Source organism: Streptomyces sp. NPDC029138, from assembly GCF_055564375.1.
The window spans coordinates 1-17,383 of the sequence record NZ_JBVHWM010000046.1 but is presented as its reverse complement, the minus strand read 5'-3'; the positions used below and the strand labels follow the sequence as shown (position 1 = coordinate 17,383).

Below are 17,383 nucleotides of genomic sequence, written 5' to 3'. Positions count from 1 at the left end.
CCCGGAAGGGCAACGCACATCCGCCACCCACGCACGGCCGAGACTCAACAGCAGCCCGAACCAGAGACGCCCCCGCCGCACCCCGCCCGGCACCACCACCGCCCTCCTGCGCCTGCCGCCCGCGCACGCCCATGCCTCATCAGCGGGCGAACCGGCGGCACCGAGCCGGCGGTACCCGAGCCGTGGCGCGCACGGCGCGGTCGTCCTCCCGCAGCCATCGGACGGGCCGCTCCCTGTGGCGACGGGGCCTGCCCGAGCCGCCGATCACACGCCCGACGGGCTGTCCTGGACGTCCTCCGGCAGCACTTCCCGGGCCGCCAGCTTGCGCAGCATCTCCAGGACGCGGTCGCGGGACTCGTCGGCCGCGTCGATCGCCTCCATGCACTGCCAGTACGTCGTCTCGTCCGCCGCGGCGCTGGCCATGCCGACCAGGGCTATGCCGACCTCGCCGAGCAGGCCGCCGAGGCAGAGCAGGGTCTCGCGGGCGTCGTCCAGCTGGGTGAGCTGGGCGGCACGCAGGTCGCCGGGGTCGAGTTCGGGTGGGTCCAGGACTCCGCAGCCCCGGCCCGCCAGTTCGGTCAGCCCCAGCGCCTCGCCGCGCAGCTCCGGCGGGCCGGAGACCGCGAGGCGGCTCCCGATCGCCTGCGCCAGGGCCTGCGCCTGCCAGACCTCCGCCATCATCTCCGCCGCGTCGGCGCCACCCGCCAGGGCTCGCCTGCTGGTGAGAATGAGCCGTACCGCATCCATACGGTGCCCCCGTCCCTCCGCCGCGCCACCTCGCACGACTGCCCGAACTCCCTTGTTCACTACCCAGCGTGAGGGACTGTGGGGCGAAAAGCCAGAGGAAGACCGAAATCTGTGGACAACAATTCGGATTCGACCGGCGATTCGACTTCGGAGCGTAATAACGGAGTTTAGCCCTCCGATTGTTGGTCCCCGGAACCGGGACGCGGGAAGCGGCGCTCGTTGCGGTCGATCTTCGCGGCCAGCGCGGCCAGCGGGTCGATGCCGAGGACCTCGCAGAGCTGGAGCAGATAGGCCAGGACGTCCGCGACCTCGTCCGTGACGCGGTGGGCCGTGCCGGGGTCGTCCATCACCCGGGCGGACTCCTCCGGCGTCAGCCACTGGAAGATCTCGACCAGTTCGGAGGCCTCCACCGAGAGGGCGGCGACGAGGTTCTTGGGCGTGTGGTAGGGCTGCCAGTTCCGCGCGGCGGCGAACTCGGCCAGTCTGCGCTGGAGTCGGGCCAGGTCGGGGTCGGGATGTTCGGTCACGGGTTCAGGTGTACCACCGTGACGCCGGGGGTCCTGATGACCCAGGAGGCGTCGCTCACCGCGGCCACGCAGCGGATGTGCCCGCGCTCGCCCATCCGCGCCGCCATCCGCAGCGACTCGCGGCGCTGGCACGGATCGAGGCCGCGGTCGAAGCCGTCGGCGAGGACGGTGAGGGTCCGCAGCGCGTCGGGCACCTCGCCCGGCGTGTCCACGTCCAGCACGCCCGGCCCCGTCAGCAGCACCAGCATCAGCGCGAGGTAGCGCAGTTCGCCGTCGCCGAGCCGGGCGAGTTCGGTGCGGAAGCCGTCGCCGCGGTCGAGCAGCGCCCGTACCGTGCCGTCGGCCAGCGGCTCGGCGATCAGGTCCGTCACCCGCCCGGCACAGCCCGCGTACAGCGCCTCGACCAGCATGCCGTGCCGTCGACCGCACTCCGCGCGCGTGCGCCACAGCACGTCGGCGAGGTTGTCGCAGCCGGGCAGCAGCCGGCCGGAGCCGGTGGGGACGGGGACGCGCATGCGCTCGGGGCGCGGATCGCAGGGGAAGACGGAGCGCAGGGCGACGACCATCTGCTCGGCCGCGGCGAGCACATGGCGCTGGCCGTCCGTCTTGCCGGCCACGCGCAGCGGCAGCAGGGCGGTGCCCAGGCGGTCGTCCGGGAGCGGGGCGCGGGTGACCGGGGCGGAGCCGGCGGTGTGCCAGGCGGCCTGGACGGTCCGGCGTCCGGGGTCGCGCAGGGCGGTCTCCAGCAGGACGACTCCGCGCGCGGTCAGCCGCTCCCCCACGATCCGCAGGTACGGTTCGGCCTGGACCGCGAGGTCGAGCCGGACCGGGCCCTCGGCGCCGTCGGCCGTACAGCCGATCCGGAAGCCCCGCCGGCCCTGGGTGTCGGGGCGCGCCCGCTCCGGGACGCAGGCGACCGGGTCCGGGAACGCCTCCCCGAGCGGGGCCCCGCCGCCGAGCCGTGCCAGCGCCTCGTACGCGGCGAGCGCGGTCGTCTTGCCGGCCCCGCTGGGCCCCGCGAACACGGTGACCGGGCCGAGCGGGAACCCGGCCCGCCGGTGCCCGGCGAAGGCCGACAGCCGCAACTCGGTGATCCGGGAACGGATGTCGAGGGGCGGGCGGCACTGCGCGGGCACGGTGTCGGCGGACGCGTCGACCGCCGGCGGCTCAGCGGACACGGAGGGCACGGCCATATGCGGACCGTAGGCCTCCGCCCGCACGCCGAACCGTTTCACCGCCGGGACGTTCCTACGATCGGGGGACCGTCGCCCTCGCAGGCGCTCGACGGGCCGCCCCGAGCGCGATGACGACACCCGTCCCGAGCAGGCCTGTTCAGCCGCCCGAGATCGCCGCACCCTCCATCAGACCACTGACCTCCGTCCCCGGCGGGGTGAGGAGGAAGACGTTGCGGTCGACGCGATGCATGCCGCTGCCCAGGCCGAAGACGACGCCCGTGCTGAAGTCGAGGACGCGCTTGGCGACCTCGCCCTCCGCGCCAGACAGGTCGAGCAGCACCGGCGCCCCCGCCATCAGGGTCTCGGCCACTTCCCGGGCGTCCGCGAAGACGTTGACACGCAGGACCACGAACCGGCGCCGGGTCTCGGTCTCGGCGTCGGGCAGCGAGCGGTGGTGCACCGCGGACGGCCAGGCGTCCCGGCCCCGCAGCGGCACGACCTGGGCGAGCCCTTCCCACTGTTCATCGGTGACGTCGTAACGGCTCACCGGCTCCCCCCGACCTGACTCGCACTCAATCCCTGCACCAGCCAATTCTTACGCCAAGTCACCCGTTCGGCCCAACAACGACACGGTGCGCGACCGGACCGGCCGTATCTCGCCCATCACACTGTGCGCCAGATGGGTGGATACGTCCGGTTCTTACCGGGCTCATACCCGACTCTTCACCGGCCTCCGTGCCTCGCTCACTCGCCCCCGCTAGCGTCCCGTGCCGTGCACGTGGCAGAGACGCAGCAGGTGACACCCGGCCGGCGGACACCGTCGGCGGTGTCCGCCGATCCGGGGGCCCGCGCGGCGGCGCCGGACGGTCCCGCGCAGTGGCACCGCGTGCTGACGCTCCTCGCCGACGTGAGCCTGTTCATCGGCACGCGTTCGGTGTGGACCCAGGCGGCCACGCACCGGCTGGTCCTCGCGGGGGTCATCTCGGTCTGCTACGCCTCGATCCTGGTGACCGGCGTGCTCTCCCTCACGGTCCGCCGGACGCGCTCGCTGGCTCGTCTGGACCTGGTGGTGCTGGCGACCGCGGTCACGCTCGTCCTGTGCGCGTGGGCGCTGAACCACGGCGGCGGCGACGAGGCGGTGCTCACCACCCAGGCCGCGCGGGAACTCGTCGCGGGACACCCGGTGTACGAGCAGCCCTGGCCCTGGCTGTTCCACGCCAAGGGCGTCGCCCTGACGGCGACCATGGACGGCGGGTACGACTTCACCTACGGCTATCCCCCACTGGCCCCGCTGCTCACCGCGCCCCTGCTGTGGCTGGGCCATGGGGGCGCCCCGGCGACCGCGGCGGCGACGGTCGCGCTGGTCGTGGGCGCGGTGGTGCTGTGGCGGCTGCTCCCGGTGCCCTGGCGCTCGGCGGCGACGATGGTCTGCCTCGGTTTCGGCTTCCTGCCGATGTACGCGCGCCAGGGATATCCGGCGATCGTGGGCCTGGCCCTGCTGCTGCCGGTGGTGGTGCGCTGGCCCCGGCTCGGCGCGCGCGGCCGGCTGGGCGCGGCCGGGATCGCGCGGGCCGCGTGTCTCGGCGCCGCGTGCGCCGCCCAGCAACTGCCGTGGTTCGTCACGCCGTTCCTGCTGACCGGGATCTACTGCGTGCGGCGCGGCGAACTGGGCGGCCGGGCGGCGGCACGGGTGGTGCTGCGGATCGCCGGGACCGCGGTGCTCACCTGGCTGCTGATCGACGTGTACTTCGTGGTGAGCGAGCCCGGCCCGTGGCTGCGGGGCATCGCCCTGCCGCTGACCCAGGGCGCCACGCTGCACGGCCAGGGCCTGGTGGACGTCTCGCTGTACTTCACCCCCGGCAGCGACCGGCTCGACTGGTACGGCCGGGCGAGCGTGCTGCTCGCCGCCGCCCTGCTGGCGGTGTTCGCGCTGTTCGTCCGGCGGCTAGGGCCGGCCGCGACCGTGCTGCCGTGGTGCGCCTTCTACCTGGCGACCCGGTCCCAGGACGGCTACTACCTGATGATGACCCCGCTGTGGCTGGCGGCGGCGGTCACCGCTCCCCTGCCGGAGTTCGCCCACGCCTGGCAGCCGCGGCCCAGCCCGTTCACCGGCCCGCGCCGCCGGTCCGCGCTGGCCGTGGCCGTCGTCGCGCTGGTGACGCCCGCGCTGGTGAGCGCGACCCTGGCGGCGACGGGGACACCGCCGCTGCGGATGGATGTCACGGGGGCCCGGCACCCCTCGGCACAGACCCTGTCCCGGCTGACCCTGCGGGTCACGAACACGGGCGGCACCGCGCTCACCCCGCACTACATGCTCACCACCGGCCAGGGCATGAGCCGGTACTGGTCGTTGATGCGCGGACCGGCGACGATTCCCGCGCACAGCACGGCGACCGTCGAACTCTGGGCGCCGGCCGGTGCTTTCCAAGTGCCGGCGAAGCCCGGCACCCGGCTTCGGCTGCGCGCCTTCACGGCGAACCCGCAGACGCTGTCCACCCGGGACGTGCGCCGGGCGGAGCTGGGGCTCAGGCCGCCGCGCGGGTGAAGCGGAGCGTGGCCGTCACCGTGGTGAGGCCGCGCATCATGCCGAGCTGGTTCCAGCCCATGCCGAACTGCTCGCGGTCCACGCCGAACTCCGTCTCCAGGGTCAGCGCCTCGGCGCTCACGCCGGTGAGGCGGGCGCTGAGGGACAGGGGCCGGGCGATGTCCCGGACGGTCAGCTGTCCGGTGACCCGGACCGTGTCGCCGTCGAGCCGGTCCGCGCCGCTCACGGCGAAGGTGATCTCCGGGTGGCGGTCGGCGTCGAAGAAGTCGGCCGACCGCAGGTGTACGTCCCGCTTGGCGCTCTTCGTGTCCAGGGAGGCCGCGTCCAGGGTCACGGTGCCGGAGGCCGAGCCGTCGGGCCGGACCTCGCCGGTGCCGCGCACGCCGGTGAAGGTGCCCTTCACGGTGACCAGACCCCACAGGGTCTTGTGTCGCAGGCCCACGGTGGACGCGGTCGGGTCGAGCTGCCAGAGGCCTGTTTCCACGGCGACGGTCATGGGCGTACTCCAGATGTTCAAATTTGGATGACTGGAGGGACTCACGCTAGCGCGCCCTCCAAATTTGAACAACCCGTCTCGCCACCCTCGTACAAATTTGGACAACGGGTAGACTCGACACATGTCCGCCTCCGACGCGCACACCGCCGACCAGCCCTCTTGTCCCCTCGCGCACGGCGACGGGCTGCTCCCGGACGAGCTGCGCGCCTGGATGGTCCTGCTGGCCGCGACCGGCGCCGCGGAGCAGCGGCTGCGGTCGGTCGTGAAGGAGACCCTCGACGTCTCCCACGACGAGTTCCTGATCCTGTGCCTGCTGGCCGAGCAGCCGCGCACCGGACTGCGGATGACCCAGGTCGCCGATCTGCTCGGCCGCCCCAAGACCCGCCTCACCTACCAGATCGCCTGCCTCCAGCGGGCCGGTCTCGTCAGCCGCAGGTCCGTGTGCGGCGACAAGCGGGGCGTGGAGGTCGCCCTCACCGACAAGGCCCGCGACCTGCTGCGCGAGACCTCCGCCCTGCTCGCCGGCACCGTCCGCCAGGCGCTCGCCGACTCCATGGGCCCAGAGCAGCGAGCGGCCATGTGCGCCCTCGTACCCGACCTGGAGACCGAGTCCCGCTGAGCCGCCGGGCGGACCCGCCGGACCCGGAGCGGCAACACATCACCACCGGAGCGGCACACATCACCACCGCAAGAAGAGAAACCTCACAGCCCGTGCTCCGCCTGGGCTCCAGCACCCTGCCCTAGCATCCGAGCCATGACGGTCCTGCCTGACGACGGGCTCTCCCTGGCCGCCGAGTTCCCTGACGCGACACATGAGCAGTGGCAACGCCTGGTCGAGGGCGTACTGCGCAAGTCGGGCAAGGAACTGACCGGCGCGGCAGCTGAGGACGCCCTGTCCACGACGCTGGAGGACGGGCTGCGCACCCGGCCTCTGTACACCGCGCGCGACAGCGCGCCCGACCCCGGCCTGCCGGGCTTCGCCCCCTTCGTGCGGGGCAGCCGCCCCGAGGGCACCAGCACGAGCGGCTGGGACGTACGGCAGCGGCACACGACACTCGCCGACGGCGCGGCGGGCGCGGTGCTCGCCGACCTGGAGAACGGCGGCACCTCCCTGTGGCTGGTGCTGGGCGAGGGCGGAATCCCGGTCTCCGAGCTGGGCCGCGCCCTCGACGGCGTCCACCTCGACCTGGCACCGGTCGTCCTGGACGCGGGCCGCGACACCGAGGCCGCCGCGGAAGCGCTGCTGCGGCTGTACGACGACAAGGGCATCGACCCGAAGGCCGTTCGCGGCAACCTGGGGGGCGACCCGCTCGGGTACGAGGCCCGCACCGGCACCGCGCTGGACTTCGCCCCCTTCGCCGCCCTGGCCGTCCGCTGCGCCGAGCGGTACCCGGGCCTGCGCGCGCTGACCGTGGACGCGCTGCCCTACCACGAGGCGGGCGGTTCGGCCGCGCAGGAACTGGGCGCCTCGCTGGCCACCGGCGTGGCCTGTCTGCGGGAGCTGACCGAGGCCGGCCTCGGCGTCGAACAGGCCGCCGCCCAGCTGGAGTTCCGCTACGCGGCCACCGCCGACCAGTTCCTGACCATCGCCAAGCTGCGCGCGGCCCGCCGACTGTGGGCGCGGGTCGCCGAGGTGTGCGGGGCGTCGGCCGCCGGCGCGCAGGCGCAGCACGTGGTGACGTCGCCGGTGATGATGACCCGCCGCGACCCGTGGGTGAACATGCTCCGCACGACCGTCGCGACGCTCGCCGCGGGGGTGGGCGGCGCCGACTCCGTGACCGTGCTGCCGTTCGACCACGCGCTCGGCCTCCCGGACGCGTTCGCGCGCCGGATCGCCCGCAACACCTCCTCCATCCTGATCGAGGAGTCCCACCTGGCCCGGGTCATCGACCCGGCGGGCGGATCCTGGTACGTCGAGCGGCTGACGGCCGAACTCGCCGAGGCCGCCTGGCAGTTCTTCCGGTCGATCGAGCGCGACGGCGGCCAGGCGGCCGTGCTGCGCTCCGGCCGGCTGCGCACCGACCTGGCGACGACCTGGGCGGAGCGCTCCAAGCGGCTCGCCAGGCGACGCGAACCCATCACCGGGGTCAGCGAGTTCCCGCTGCTGGCCGAGAAGCCGGTCGAGCGCGTGCCCGCGCCCGAGCCGCCCTCCGGCGGGCTGCCGCGCGTGCGCCGCGACGAGGCCTACGAGGAGCTGCGCGCCCGCTCCGACGCCCATCTGGCGGCGACCGGCGCCCGGCCGCGGATCTTCCTCGCCACGCTCGGTTCCCCCGCCGCGTACACCGCCCGCTCGACCTTCGCCGCCAACCTCTTCCAGGCCGGCGGCATCGAGCCGGTCGCCGAGGGCCGCTTCGAGGACAGCGGGGCGACCGAGGCCGTGCTGTGCTCCAGCGACGCGCTCTACGCCGAACAGGCCGAGGAGACGGCGAAGGCGCTGCGCGCGGCCGGTGCCCGGCATGTGTTCCTGGCGGGCCGGGGCGACTACGCCGGAATCGACAGTTACGTCTTCGCGGGCTGTGACGCCGTGGACGTCCTGTCCGCGACCCTCGACCGCATGGGAGTGTCCTGATGGGAATCCCCGACTTCTCCGGCATCGAGCTGGGGGCCCCGGTCGCCGACGCCGCCGAGGGCGAGTGGCACGCGGCCCTGAAGCAGGCCGCCGGGGGTACGGAACCGCTGTGGGAGACCCCGGAGGGCATCGGGGTCAAGCCGCTGTACACCGGCCGTGACCTGGAGGGCCTGGACTTCCTGGGCACCTACCCGGGCATCGCGCCGTATCTGCGCGGCCCGTACCCGACGATGTACGTCAACCAGCCCTGGACGATCCGCCAGTACGCGGGCTTCTCCACCGCCGAGGAGTCCAACGCCTTCTACCGGCGCAACCTCGCTGCCGGTCAGAAGGGCCTGTCGGTCGCCTTCGACCTGCCCACGCACCGGGGTTACGACAGCGACCACCCGCGGGTGACCGGTGACGTCGGCATGGCGGGCGTGGCCATCGACTCGATCTACGACATGCGGCAGCTGTTCGACGGCATCCCGCTGGACCGGATGACCGTGTCGATGACGATGAACGGCGCCGTGCTGCCGGTGCTGGCGCTGTACATCGTGGCGGCGGAGGAACAGGGCGTGCCGCCGGAGAAGCTGGCCGGGACCATTCAGAACGACATTCTGAAGGAGTTCATGGTCCGCAACACCTACATCTATCCGCCGAAGCCGTCGATGCGGATCATCTCCGACATCTTCGCGTACACCTCGCAGCGGATGCCCCGCTACAACTCCATCTCCATCTCGGGCTACCACATCCAGGAGGCGGGTGCGACGGCCGACCTGGAGCTGGCGTACACGCTCGCGGACGGTGTCGAGTACATCCGCGCGGGCCGCGAGGCGGGCCTGGACGTGGACGCGTTCGCGCCCCGGCTGTCGTTCTTCTGGGCGATCGGCATGAACTTCTTCATGGAGATCGCCAAGCTGCGCGCGGCCCGGCTGCTGTGGGCCAAGCTGGTCTCCCAGTTCGAGCCGAAGAACACCAAGTCGCTGTCCCTGCGCACGCATTCGCAGACCTCGGGCTGGTCGCTGACCGCGCAGGACGTCTTCAACAACGTCACGCGCACCTGCGTGGAGGCGATGGCGGCGACCCAGGGCCACACCCAGTCACTGCACACCAACGCCCTCGACGAGGCCCTCGCGCTGCCGACCGACTTCTCGGCGCGCATCGCCCGCAACACCCAGCTGCTCATCCAGCAGGAGTCGGGCACCACCCGGGTCATCGACCCGTGGGGCGGCAGCGCGTATGTGGAGCGGCTGACGTACGACCTCGCCCGCAAGGCGTGGGCGCACATCGAGGAGGTCGAGCGGGCGGGCGGCATGGCCCAGGCCATCGACGCCGGCATCCCCAAGCTGCGCGTGGAGGAGGCGGCGGCCCGCACCCAGGCCCGCATCGACTCCGGGCGGCAGCCGGTGATCGGCGTGAACAAGTACCGCGTCGACAGCGACGAGCAGATCGAGGTCCTCAAGGTCGACAACTCCTCCGTACGCGCCCAGCAGATCGAGAAGCTGCGGCGGCTGCGCGAGGAGCGGGACGAGGTCGCGTGCCGGGACGCGCTGGACGCGCTGACCCGGGCCGCCGACGGCGACGGCAACCTGCTGGAGCTGGCCGTGCGCGCGGCCCGCGCCAAGGCGACGGTCGGCGAGATCTCCGACGCCCTGGAGAAGGTGTACGGGCGGCACGCGAGCCAGATCCGTACGATCTCCGGCGTGTACCGCAACGAAGCAGGCCAGTCCCCGTCCGTGGACCGCACCCGGGCCCTGGTGGACGCGTTCGAGGAGGCCGAGGGGCGCCGGCCGCGCATCCTGGTCGCCAAGATGGGCCAGGACGGCCACGACCGAGGCCAGAAGGTGATCGCGACCGCCTTCGCCGACCTGGGCTTCGACGTCGACGTCGGCCCGCTGTTCCAGACGCCGGAGGAGGTCGCCCGGCAGGCGGTCGAGGCGGACGTGCACGTGGTCGGCGTCTCCTCGCTGGCCGCGGGTCACCTCACGCTCGTCCCGGCGCTGCGCGAGAAGCTCGCCGAGGAGGGCCGCGAGGACATCATGATCGTGGTCGGCGGGGTGATCCCGCCGCAGGACGTGCCGACGCTGCGGGAGATGGGCGCGGCGGAGGTGTTCCTGCCGGGGACGGTGATCCCGGACGCCGCCCACGACCTGGTGAAGCGGCTGTCGGCCGACCTCGGCCACGAGCTGTAAGCCGCGATGGCCCCGATCGATCTCGACACGTATGTGAAGGGAGTGCTCGACGGGAGGCGGGCCCTGGTGGCCCGCGCCATCACGCTCGTCGAGTCCACCCGGCCCCAGCACCGGGCGCTGGCACAGCAGTTGCTCACCGAGCTGCTGCCGCACAGCGGCCGGGCACGGCGGATCGGCATCAGCGGGGTGCCGGGTGTCGGCAAGTCGACGTTCATCGACGCGTTCGGCACGATGCTGACCTCGCTGGGCCACCGGGTGGCGGTCCTCGCCGTCGACCCGTCCTCCACCCGCACCGGCGGTTCCATCCTGGGCGACAAGACCAGGATGGAGCGCCTGGCGGTCGACCCGGCGGCCTTCGTCCGCCCCTCCCCCAGCGCGGGCACGCTGGGCGGGGTCGCGAAGGCCACCCGGGAGTCGATGGTGGTGATGGAGGCGGCGGGCTACGACGTGATCCTGGTCGAGACCGTCGGCGTCGGCCAGTCCGAGACGACGGTCGCCGACATGGTCGACTCCTTCCTGCTGCTGACGCTGGCCCGCACCGGCGACCAGTTGCAGGGCATCAAGAAGGGCGTCCTGGAGCTGGCCGACGTCATCGCCGTCAACAAGGCGGACGGTCCGCACGAGCGCGACGCCCGGGCGGCGGCACGGGAGTTGGCGGGCGCGCTGCGTCTGATGCACGGCAAGGACGCCTTCTGGAGCCCGCCGGTGCTGCATTGCAGCGCCCGGGAGTCGACCGGCCTCGACACGGTCTGGGAGCGCCTGGAGCAGCACCGCACCCTGCTCGACTCCACCGGGCGGCTGGCCGCCAAGCGGCGGGACCAGCAGGTCGGCTGGACCTGGGCGATGGTCCGCGACGAACTCCTCGGCCGCCTGCACGCCGACCCGGCGGTCCGCGCGACCGCTCCGGACCTCGAACAGCAGGTCAGGGAGGGCAGGTTGACGGCCACCCTGGCGGCGGAACGCATCCTGGCGGCCTTCGAGGGCCGTACGGCGTCTTCGGCCGAAGGCTGAGCACCGGCCCGCCGCGTCGCTGGACGCGGCGGGCCACCGACGCTACGGCGGCCTCCTCGCCACGGGGACGGACCGGCCGGATTCGATGAGGAAAGCAGCTGGAACGGGTCGCGGCCCTGATCCCGGCGCTCCGGAAAGGCGGGCTGGAATTCCCGTGACGCTCCGACGTTAAAGCCAACTCGCTCGGTTTCCCAGGTAAGTTGATGCCCATTCAGCTCGATTCCGCGACCCGATGGGCTACCCTTCGTCAAGATCGCCTATCGCGCCACGGAGTCCACCAAGGGGGGCCGCTTCATGCGCCGCATATCCATTTTCGACACCACGTTGCGGGACGGCGAACAGGCGCCGGGAAACGCCATGTCTCCGAAGCAGAAGTTGAATATCGCGCTCCACTTGGAGAAGCTCGGCGTCGACCGTATCGAAGTGGGTTTCCCGGCTTCTTCTCCCAGCGACTTCGAAGCCGCCCAACTGATCTCCCAGCACCTGACGACAGCGAAATTCGCCACCCTCTCCCGGGCGGTCCGCGAGGACGTCGAGACCGCCGTCCGGGCGGGCGGCACCGAGCGGCACGAGATCCAGGTACTGGTCTCGGGCAGCGACCTGCACCTGGAACACAAGCGCGGGATCAGCCGGCGCGAGGGCATCCGTGAGGTCGTCGACGCCGTGGCCTACGCACGCTCCCGTGGCGTGGAGTCCATCGCTCTCGCGATCGAGGACGCCAGTCGCGGCGAGCACGATCTCCTGCGGGCCTACACCGAGGGTGCCGTCGAGGCCGGCGCCACGCGCCTCGTACCGGCGGACACCTGCGGGTACGCGACACCGGACCAGTACGCCGACGTCATCGCCGCCTTCCGGGAGTGGGCGCCGCCGTCGGTGGGGGTCTCCACCCACTGTCACGACGACTTCGGCCTCTCCCTCGCCAACGCGGTGAGCGGTCTCCAGGCCGGCGCCGACGAGGCCCAGGTCACCCTGGGCGGCATCGGGGAGCGGGCGGGCAACACCCCTCTGGAGGAGCTGGCCGCCCTGCTCCTCTACAAGAAGGACCACTACGGCTTCTACACCTCCATCACGACCGAGGACATGTACGCGGCCTACACCGCGCTCCGTGAGGTGATCCGCCTTCCCGAGCCACGGACCAAGGCCGTCTTCGGCACCTACGCCTTCGGCACGGCGGCGGGCATCCACCAGCAGGGCGTGCTGCGCAACCCGGCGACGTACGAGTACGTGGAGCCCGCCAGGTTCGGCCGTGAGCGCTCCCTGCTGATCGGGCGCCACTCCGGGCGCGCGGTGCTGCGTCACCTCCTGGGTGAGCTGGGCGTCGAGGTCGACGACGCGGAGCTGGCCGAGCTGTACCGGGTCCACATCGCCGAGCGGGTGGACGCGGACTGCGAGGGCCTGGACGTCCTCAAGGAGCGTCTCGCCACGGCGTTCGCCGGACGCGACGGCGCCCCGGCCCGGGCCTGAGCGGCACCGGCCGAGGGACGCGTACGCATGGGCACCACACTGGCCAGGAAGATCTGGGATCTCCATCGGGTGAGATCCATGGGCGGCGACGACCTCCTCTACGTCGACCTGCATCTGCTGCACGAGGTCAACACGCCTCAGGCGTTCGACGGGCTGCGCGCGGCGGGGCGCACGGTCCGCAGGCCCGACCTGACCGTCGGGACCGAGGATCACAACACCCCCACCATCGCCGTCGACCGCGCCATCCGGGACCCCCGGGCGGTGGAGCAGTCGGCGCTCATGCGGGCGAACTGCCGGGAGTTCGGCATCCCGCTCCACCGCCTCGGGGACCCGGGGCAGGGCATCGTCCACGTCATCGGGCCGGAGCTGGGCCTGACCCGTCCGGGGACGACCATCGTCTGCTGCGACTCGCACACGACCACCCACGGCGCCTTCGGGGCCCTGGCCCTGGGCATCGGCACCAGTCAGGTCGAGCACGTCCTGGCCACCCAGACGCTGCCGCTGCGCTGGCCGGGAACCATGGCGGTCACCGTGAACGGCGCCCTTCCGTCCGGGGTGACCGCGAAGGATCTCGTCCTGGCCCTGATCGCCCGCATCGGTACGGCGGGCGGCCGGGGCAGCATCATCGAGTACCGGGGCGAGGCGGTCACCTCCCTCTCCATGGAGGGGCGGATGACGCTGTGCAACATGTCCGTCGAAGCGGGGGCGAGGGCCGGTCTCGTCGCGCCCGACGACACCACCTTCGCGTTTCTGCGCGACCGTCCCGGCATGCCCCAGGGCGCCGACTGGGACGCCGAGGTCGCCTTCTGGGAGTCGCTGCGCACGGACGAGGACGCCGTCTTCGACCATGAGATCGTCCTGGACGCCGCCGAGCTGAGCCCCTATGTGTCCTGGGGGACGAACCCCGGGCAGAGCGTGCCCTTGCACGACACCGTTCCGGACCCCGCCGACATCCAGGACGAGGAGGAGCGCGCGGCGGCCGAACGCGCTCTGGAGTACATGGACATCAAGCCCGGCACCCCGATGCGCGACATCCGGGTCGACACGGTCTTCATCGGGTCCTGCACCAACGGGCGCATCGAGGACCTGCGGGCGGCGGCCCAGGTGCTGAGGGGCCGCACGGTCGCCGAGGACGTCAGCGTGATCATCGTGCCGGGCTCGGCACAGGTGCGGAGGCAGGCCGTCGCCGAGGGGCTGGACCTGGTCTTCGCGGAGGCCGGGGCCGACTTCCGGGCAGCGGCCGGCTGCTCCATGTGCGCCGCCCTCAACGAGGACCGGCTCGGTCCCGGACAACGTGCCGCGTCGACCACCAACCGCAACTACGAGGGACGCCAGGGCAAGGGTGCCCGTACCCATATCGTCTCCCCGGCGGTCGCCGCGGCCACCGCCGTCGCCGGCCGGCTGGCCGCGCCCGCCGACCTGGAAGGAAGGGGCTGAGCAGCCATGGCCAGGTTCACCGTCCACCGGGGCACCGCGGTACCGCTGCGCCGCAGCAACGTCGACACGGACCAGATCATCCCGGTCCGCTTCTGCACCCGGTCCACCCGCCACGGCCACGCGGACGCGCTGTTCGCGGACTGGCGCGACGACCCGTCCTTCGTGCTCAACCGACGGGAACACCAAGGGGCGTCGGTCCTCGTCGCCGGGACCGACTTCGGCACCGGCTCCTCACGCGAGTACGCGGTCTGGGCGCTCCAGGACTACGGCTTCCGGGCCGTCATCGCCCCCCGCTTCGGGGAGATCTTCCGGGGGAACGCGGCGCTCAACGGCCTGCTGACCGTGGCCGTCCCCACCGAGGTGGTGGAGTCGCTGTGGGCGGCGACCACCACCGACCCGGCGACCGAGGTCACGGTGGACCTCGAACGGCTGGAGGTGCGCTGGCTCGACCGGACGCAGTCCTTCACCGTCGACCCGGAGGTACGGCGCCGGCTGATGACCGGGCTCGACCCCATCGCGGCCACCCTCACCCACGCGGAGGAGATCGCGGCCTACGAGCGCGGGCGCCGGGCCCATCTGCCGCTGACGTTCTGACCGTTCCGCGCTGTCCGCAGGCGTGCCGCGGACGCGAGACAGTGACGAGGGCCCCTCCTTCACCTCTCGGCGAAGGAGGGGCCCTCGTGCGTCAGTCGCCCTGCGACCAGTCACCCAGCAGCCACTGCCGTTCCTCTTCCGTCATGATCTCGATCGCGTCGATGCGCAGGTCCGGGTCGGCCACCACCTGCTGGAGAACCCTGGCCCACCGCTGCACGAGCGCGTCGATGGTCGGTGCCTCGAAGAGATCCGCCGAGTATTCGATCGTGCCGTCGATACCGGCAGGATCGCCGTCCTCGTCGAACCGCTCCCAGAGACTGAAGAAGAGGTCGAACCTCGACGTCCCCGTGTCCACCTTCTGGTAGGTGGCGGACAGCCCTTGCAGGGACAGCCGCCCCTGCGCGGTGTTCTGGAGCGCGAGCATGATCTGGAACAGGGGGTGGTGGGAGAGGGTCCGCTGCGGATTGAGCCGCTCCACCAGGAGGTCGAAGGGCAGATCCTGGTGCGCGTAGGCGGCCAGGTCGACCTGGCGCACCCGGTCCAGCAGCTCCCGGAACGTCGGATCACCCGAGGTGTCGGTGCGCAGCACCAGGGTGTTGACGAAGAAGCCGACCAGATCCTCCAGCGCCCGGTCCGTACGGTTCGCGATCGGGCTGCCCAGCGGTATGTCCGAACCGGCTCCCATGCGGGTGAGCAGCGCGGCCAAGGACGCCTGCAACACCATGAACAGCGTGACGTCGGATTCCTGGGTCATCCGGATGACGCCCCGGTGCACGTCGGCGTCGAAGCCGAACGGCTGCCACGCGCCCCTATAGGAGCTGACCTCCGGGTACGGCCGGTCGACGGGGAGCGAGATCCGGTCCGGCAGCCCGGCCAGCGTCTTCGTCCAGTACTCGACCTGCTGGGTGAGCACGCTGTCCGGGTCGCCCTGCTCGCCGAGCAGCCGCTGCTGCCACAGGGTGTAGTCGGCGTACTGCACCGGCAGCGGCTCCCAGTCGGGAGTGGCCCCCTGGCACCGGGCCCCGTACGCTCGCGCCAGGTCCCGGGTGAGCGGACCCATCGACCAGCCGTCACCGGCGATGTGGTGCAGCACCAGGAGCAGCAGATGGGTGTCCCCGTCGATCGTGAACACCCGAGCGCGCAGCGGCGGCTCCTTGCGCAGATCGAACGGCCGGCGGGACTCCTCCCCGACCAGGTCCTCCACGGTGTCGGCGCCGGCTTGTACGACCGCGAAGTCGACGGCCGCCTCGGCCGCGTGGAGGATCTGCTGCACCGGTGCGCCGTCGACCTCCGGGAAGATGGTGCGCAGGCTCTCGTGCCGGGCCATCACATCGTCCAGGGCCCAGCGCAGCGCCTCGACGACCAGCTCTCCCCTCAGGTGGAGGGCGATGGGAATGTGATAGGTGGACGACTCCTCGAACCGCTGGAGGAACCACAGGCGCCGCTGGGCGAACGACAGGGGCAGCGGTTCGGGCCGGCCCATGGGCACCACCGGTGGACGCAGACCCGTGTCCGCCGAGGCCTCCAGCCGGCGCGCCAGTCCTTCCACGGTCGGGGCTTCGAAGAGGGCGCGGATGGAGACCTCGGCGCCGAGCACGGCCCGGATGCGGCTGATCAGCTGCGTGCCCAGCAGGGAGTGCCCGCCCAGGTCGAAGAAGTTGTCCTCCACACCGACCGAGGGCACGTCCAGCACCTCGGCGAACAGCGCGCAGAGCGTCTCCTCGTACGGTCCCTCGGGTGCGCGGCTCTCGCCGCTGCCCTCCAGCACCGGGGCGGGCAGGGCCTGTCGGTCCACCTTCCCGTTCCGTGTCACGGGGAAGGCGTCGAGCACGACCACGGCCACCGGGACCATGTACTCCGGCAGCCGGTCCCCGACGAACCCGCGCAGGTCGCGGGGGTCGATCTCGGCGCCGTCCTCGGGGATCACGTAGGCGACCAGCCGTACCTCACCCGGGGTGTCCTCCCGTGCCAGCACGACCGCGCTCCGGACGCCCGTATGGCGGGCCAGCACCGCCTCGATCTCACCCGGTTCGATGCGGAAGCCACGGATCTTGACCTGGTCGTCCGCACGCCCCAGATACTCCAGCTGGCCGTCCGAGCGCCAGCGCACCAGGTCACCGGTGCGGTACATCCGGGAACCCGCCGGGCCGAAGGGATCGGCCACGAACCGCTCCGCCGTCAGACCGGGGCGGTTCACATAGCCACGCGCCAGACCCGGCCCCGCCAGGTACAACTCACCGGCCACGCCGACCGGAACCGGAGACAGCCCCTCGTCCAGCACGTACGTCCGCTGGCCGGTGATCGGACCGCCGATGGGCGGCGTCCCGCCCGGCTCCAGCCGCTCGCTCAGCGTGGCGCAGATCGTCGCCTCGGTCGGACCATAGGCGTTGAACATCGCCCGCCCCGCCGCCCAGCGCCGCGACAGTTCCTCCCCCACCGTGGCGGCTCCGGTCGCGACCGTGCGGAGGTCGGGCAGTTCGGTGTCCGGCAGGGTGGCCAGCAGGGCCGGGGGGAGCATCACATGGTTGACGCGGTGGTCGCGTATCAGTGTGGCGAGTTCCTCGCCCGCGACGACGCCCGCCGGAGCCACCACCAACGCGGCACCCCACGGCAACCCCATCAACAACTCCATCACCGAAGCGTC

Annotated in this window: 14 protein-coding genes; 8 read left to right on the top strand and 6 right to left on the bottom strand. The window is 72.2% G+C overall.

Annotated elements, in window-relative coordinates:
- Window positions 1–264: 264 nt before the first annotated feature.
- The 4 genes from ACZ4WH_RS29220 to ACZ4WH_RS29205 all read right to left on the bottom strand — a co-directional run bounded on the left by ACZ4WH_RS29220 (window position 265) and on the right by ACZ4WH_RS29205 (window position 2,996).
- Window positions 265–747 (bottom strand): DUF6099 family protein, encoded by a 483-nt coding sequence (locus ACZ4WH_RS29220; RefSeq protein WP_468186102.1) that lies wholly within the window; start codon window positions 745–747, stop codon window positions 265–267.
- 167 nt (window positions 748–914) lie between these two features.
- Entirely contained in the window at window positions 915–1,274 is a 360-nt protein-coding gene (locus tag ACZ4WH_RS29215) for a nucleotide pyrophosphohydrolase (RefSeq protein ID WP_468186099.1), read from the bottom strand.
- A complete protein-coding gene (locus tag ACZ4WH_RS29210; protein ID WP_468186098.1) occupies window positions 1,271–2,467 on the bottom strand; it encodes an AAA family ATPase in 1,197 nt (398 codons plus the stop codon). Before ACZ4WH_RS29210 ends, ACZ4WH_RS29215 begins: the two co-directional genes overlap by 4 nt.
- Before the next feature lie 139 nt (window positions 2,468–2,606).
- Window positions 2,607–2,996 (bottom strand): cell division protein SepF, encoded by a 390-nt coding sequence (locus tag ACZ4WH_RS29205; RefSeq protein WP_468186095.1) that lies wholly within the window; start codon window positions 2,994–2,996, stop codon window positions 2,607–2,609.
- Between the two features lie 225 nt (window positions 2,997–3,221).
- Between ACZ4WH_RS29205 and ACZ4WH_RS29200 the strand changes: the two genes are divergently transcribed.
- Window positions 3,222–4,994 (top strand): hypothetical protein, encoded by a 1,773-nt coding sequence (locus ACZ4WH_RS29200; RefSeq protein WP_468186093.1) that lies wholly within the window; start codon window positions 3,222–3,224, stop codon window positions 4,992–4,994.
- Here the strand turns inward: ACZ4WH_RS29200 and ACZ4WH_RS29195 are convergent.
- Entirely contained in the window at window positions 4,975–5,490 is a 516-nt protein-coding gene (locus ACZ4WH_RS29195; protein ID WP_468186090.1) for a YceI family protein, read from the bottom strand. The genes ACZ4WH_RS29200 and ACZ4WH_RS29195 overlap by 20 nt on opposite strands.
- Window positions 5,491–5,611: 121 nt before the next feature.
- Between ACZ4WH_RS29195 and ACZ4WH_RS29190 the strand changes: the two genes are divergently transcribed.
- From ACZ4WH_RS29190 to leuD, 7 genes are all read left to right on the top strand, one after another.
- On the top strand, window positions 5,612–6,109 hold the full coding sequence (locus ACZ4WH_RS29190) for a MarR family winged helix-turn-helix transcriptional regulator (protein ID WP_468186087.1): 498 nt from the start codon (window positions 5,612–5,614) through the stop codon (window positions 6,107–6,109).
- A gap of 135 nt (window positions 6,110–6,244) precedes the next feature.
- A complete protein-coding gene (locus ACZ4WH_RS29185) occupies window positions 6,245–8,059 on the top strand; it encodes a methylmalonyl-CoA mutase family protein (RefSeq protein WP_468186084.1) in 1,815 nt (604 codons plus the stop codon).
- A complete protein-coding gene (scpA, locus tag ACZ4WH_RS29180) occupies window positions 8,059–10,233 on the top strand; it encodes a methylmalonyl-CoA mutase (protein WP_468186081.1) in 2,175 nt (724 codons plus the stop codon). The genes ACZ4WH_RS29185 and scpA overlap by 1 nt, the downstream gene beginning before the upstream one ends.
- A 6-nt stretch (window positions 10,234–10,239) precedes the next feature.
- Window positions 10,240–11,244, top strand: a complete 1,005-nt coding sequence (gene meaB, locus ACZ4WH_RS29175; protein ID WP_468186079.1) for a methylmalonyl Co-A mutase-associated GTPase MeaB — start codon at window positions 10,240–10,242, stop codon at window positions 11,242–11,244.
- A 294-nt stretch (window positions 11,245–11,538) separates the two neighbouring features.
- Window positions 11,539–12,708 (top strand): LeuA family protein, encoded by a 1,170-nt coding sequence (locus ACZ4WH_RS29170; RefSeq protein WP_468186077.1) that lies wholly within the window; start codon window positions 11,539–11,541, stop codon window positions 12,706–12,708.
- Window positions 12,709–12,735: 27 nt separating this feature from the next.
- Complete coding sequence (leuC, locus tag ACZ4WH_RS29165; RefSeq protein WP_468186075.1) at window positions 12,736–14,145, top strand: 3-isopropylmalate dehydratase large subunit; 1,410 nt, start codon at window positions 12,736–12,738, stop codon at window positions 14,143–14,145.
- A 6-nt stretch (window positions 14,146–14,151) separates the two neighbouring features.
- Entirely contained in the window at window positions 14,152–14,739 is a 588-nt protein-coding gene (gene leuD / locus ACZ4WH_RS29160; protein WP_468186073.1) for a 3-isopropylmalate dehydratase small subunit, read from the top strand.
- Between the two features lie 91 nt (window positions 14,740–14,830).
- Here leuD and ACZ4WH_RS29155 read toward each other — a convergent pair.
- Window positions 14,831–17,383: condensation domain-containing protein (locus tag ACZ4WH_RS29155; RefSeq protein WP_468186070.1), on the bottom strand; the 2,553-nt coding region annotated here is incomplete at its 5' end.

Coding starts and splice junctions, on each gene's coding strand:
- leuD (WP_468186073.1), top strand. CDS start 14,152: ATGGCCAGGTTCACCGTCCACCGGGGCACCGCGGTACCGCTGCGCCGC.
- ACZ4WH_RS29195 (WP_468186090.1), bottom strand. CDS start 5,490: ATGACCGTCGCCGTGGAAACAGGCCTCTGGCAGCTCGACCCGACCGCG.
- ACZ4WH_RS29220 (WP_468186102.1), bottom strand. CDS start 747: ATGGATGCGGTACGGCTCATTCTCACCAGCAGGCGAGCCCTGGCGGGT.
- meaB (WP_468186079.1), top strand. CDS start 10,240: ATGGCCCCGATCGATCTCGACACGTATGTGAAGGGAGTGCTCGACGGG.
- ACZ4WH_RS29210 (WP_468186098.1), bottom strand. CDS start 2,467: ATGGCCGTGCCCTCCGTGTCCGCTGAGCCGCCGGCGGTCGACGCGTCC.
- ACZ4WH_RS29185 (WP_468186084.1), top strand. CDS start 6,245: ATGACGGTCCTGCCTGACGACGGGCTCTCCCTGGCCGCCGAGTTCCCT.
- ACZ4WH_RS29170 (WP_468186077.1), top strand. CDS start 11,539: ATGCGCCGCATATCCATTTTCGACACCACGTTGCGGGACGGCGAACAG.
- leuC (WP_468186075.1), top strand. CDS start 12,736: ATGGGCACCACACTGGCCAGGAAGATCTGGGATCTCCATCGGGTGAGA.
- ACZ4WH_RS29190 (WP_468186087.1), top strand. CDS start 5,612: ATGTCCGCCTCCGACGCGCACACCGCCGACCAGCCCTCTTGTCCCCTC.
- scpA (WP_468186081.1), top strand. CDS start 8,059: ATGGGAATCCCCGACTTCTCCGGCATCGAGCTGGGGGCCCCGGTCGCC.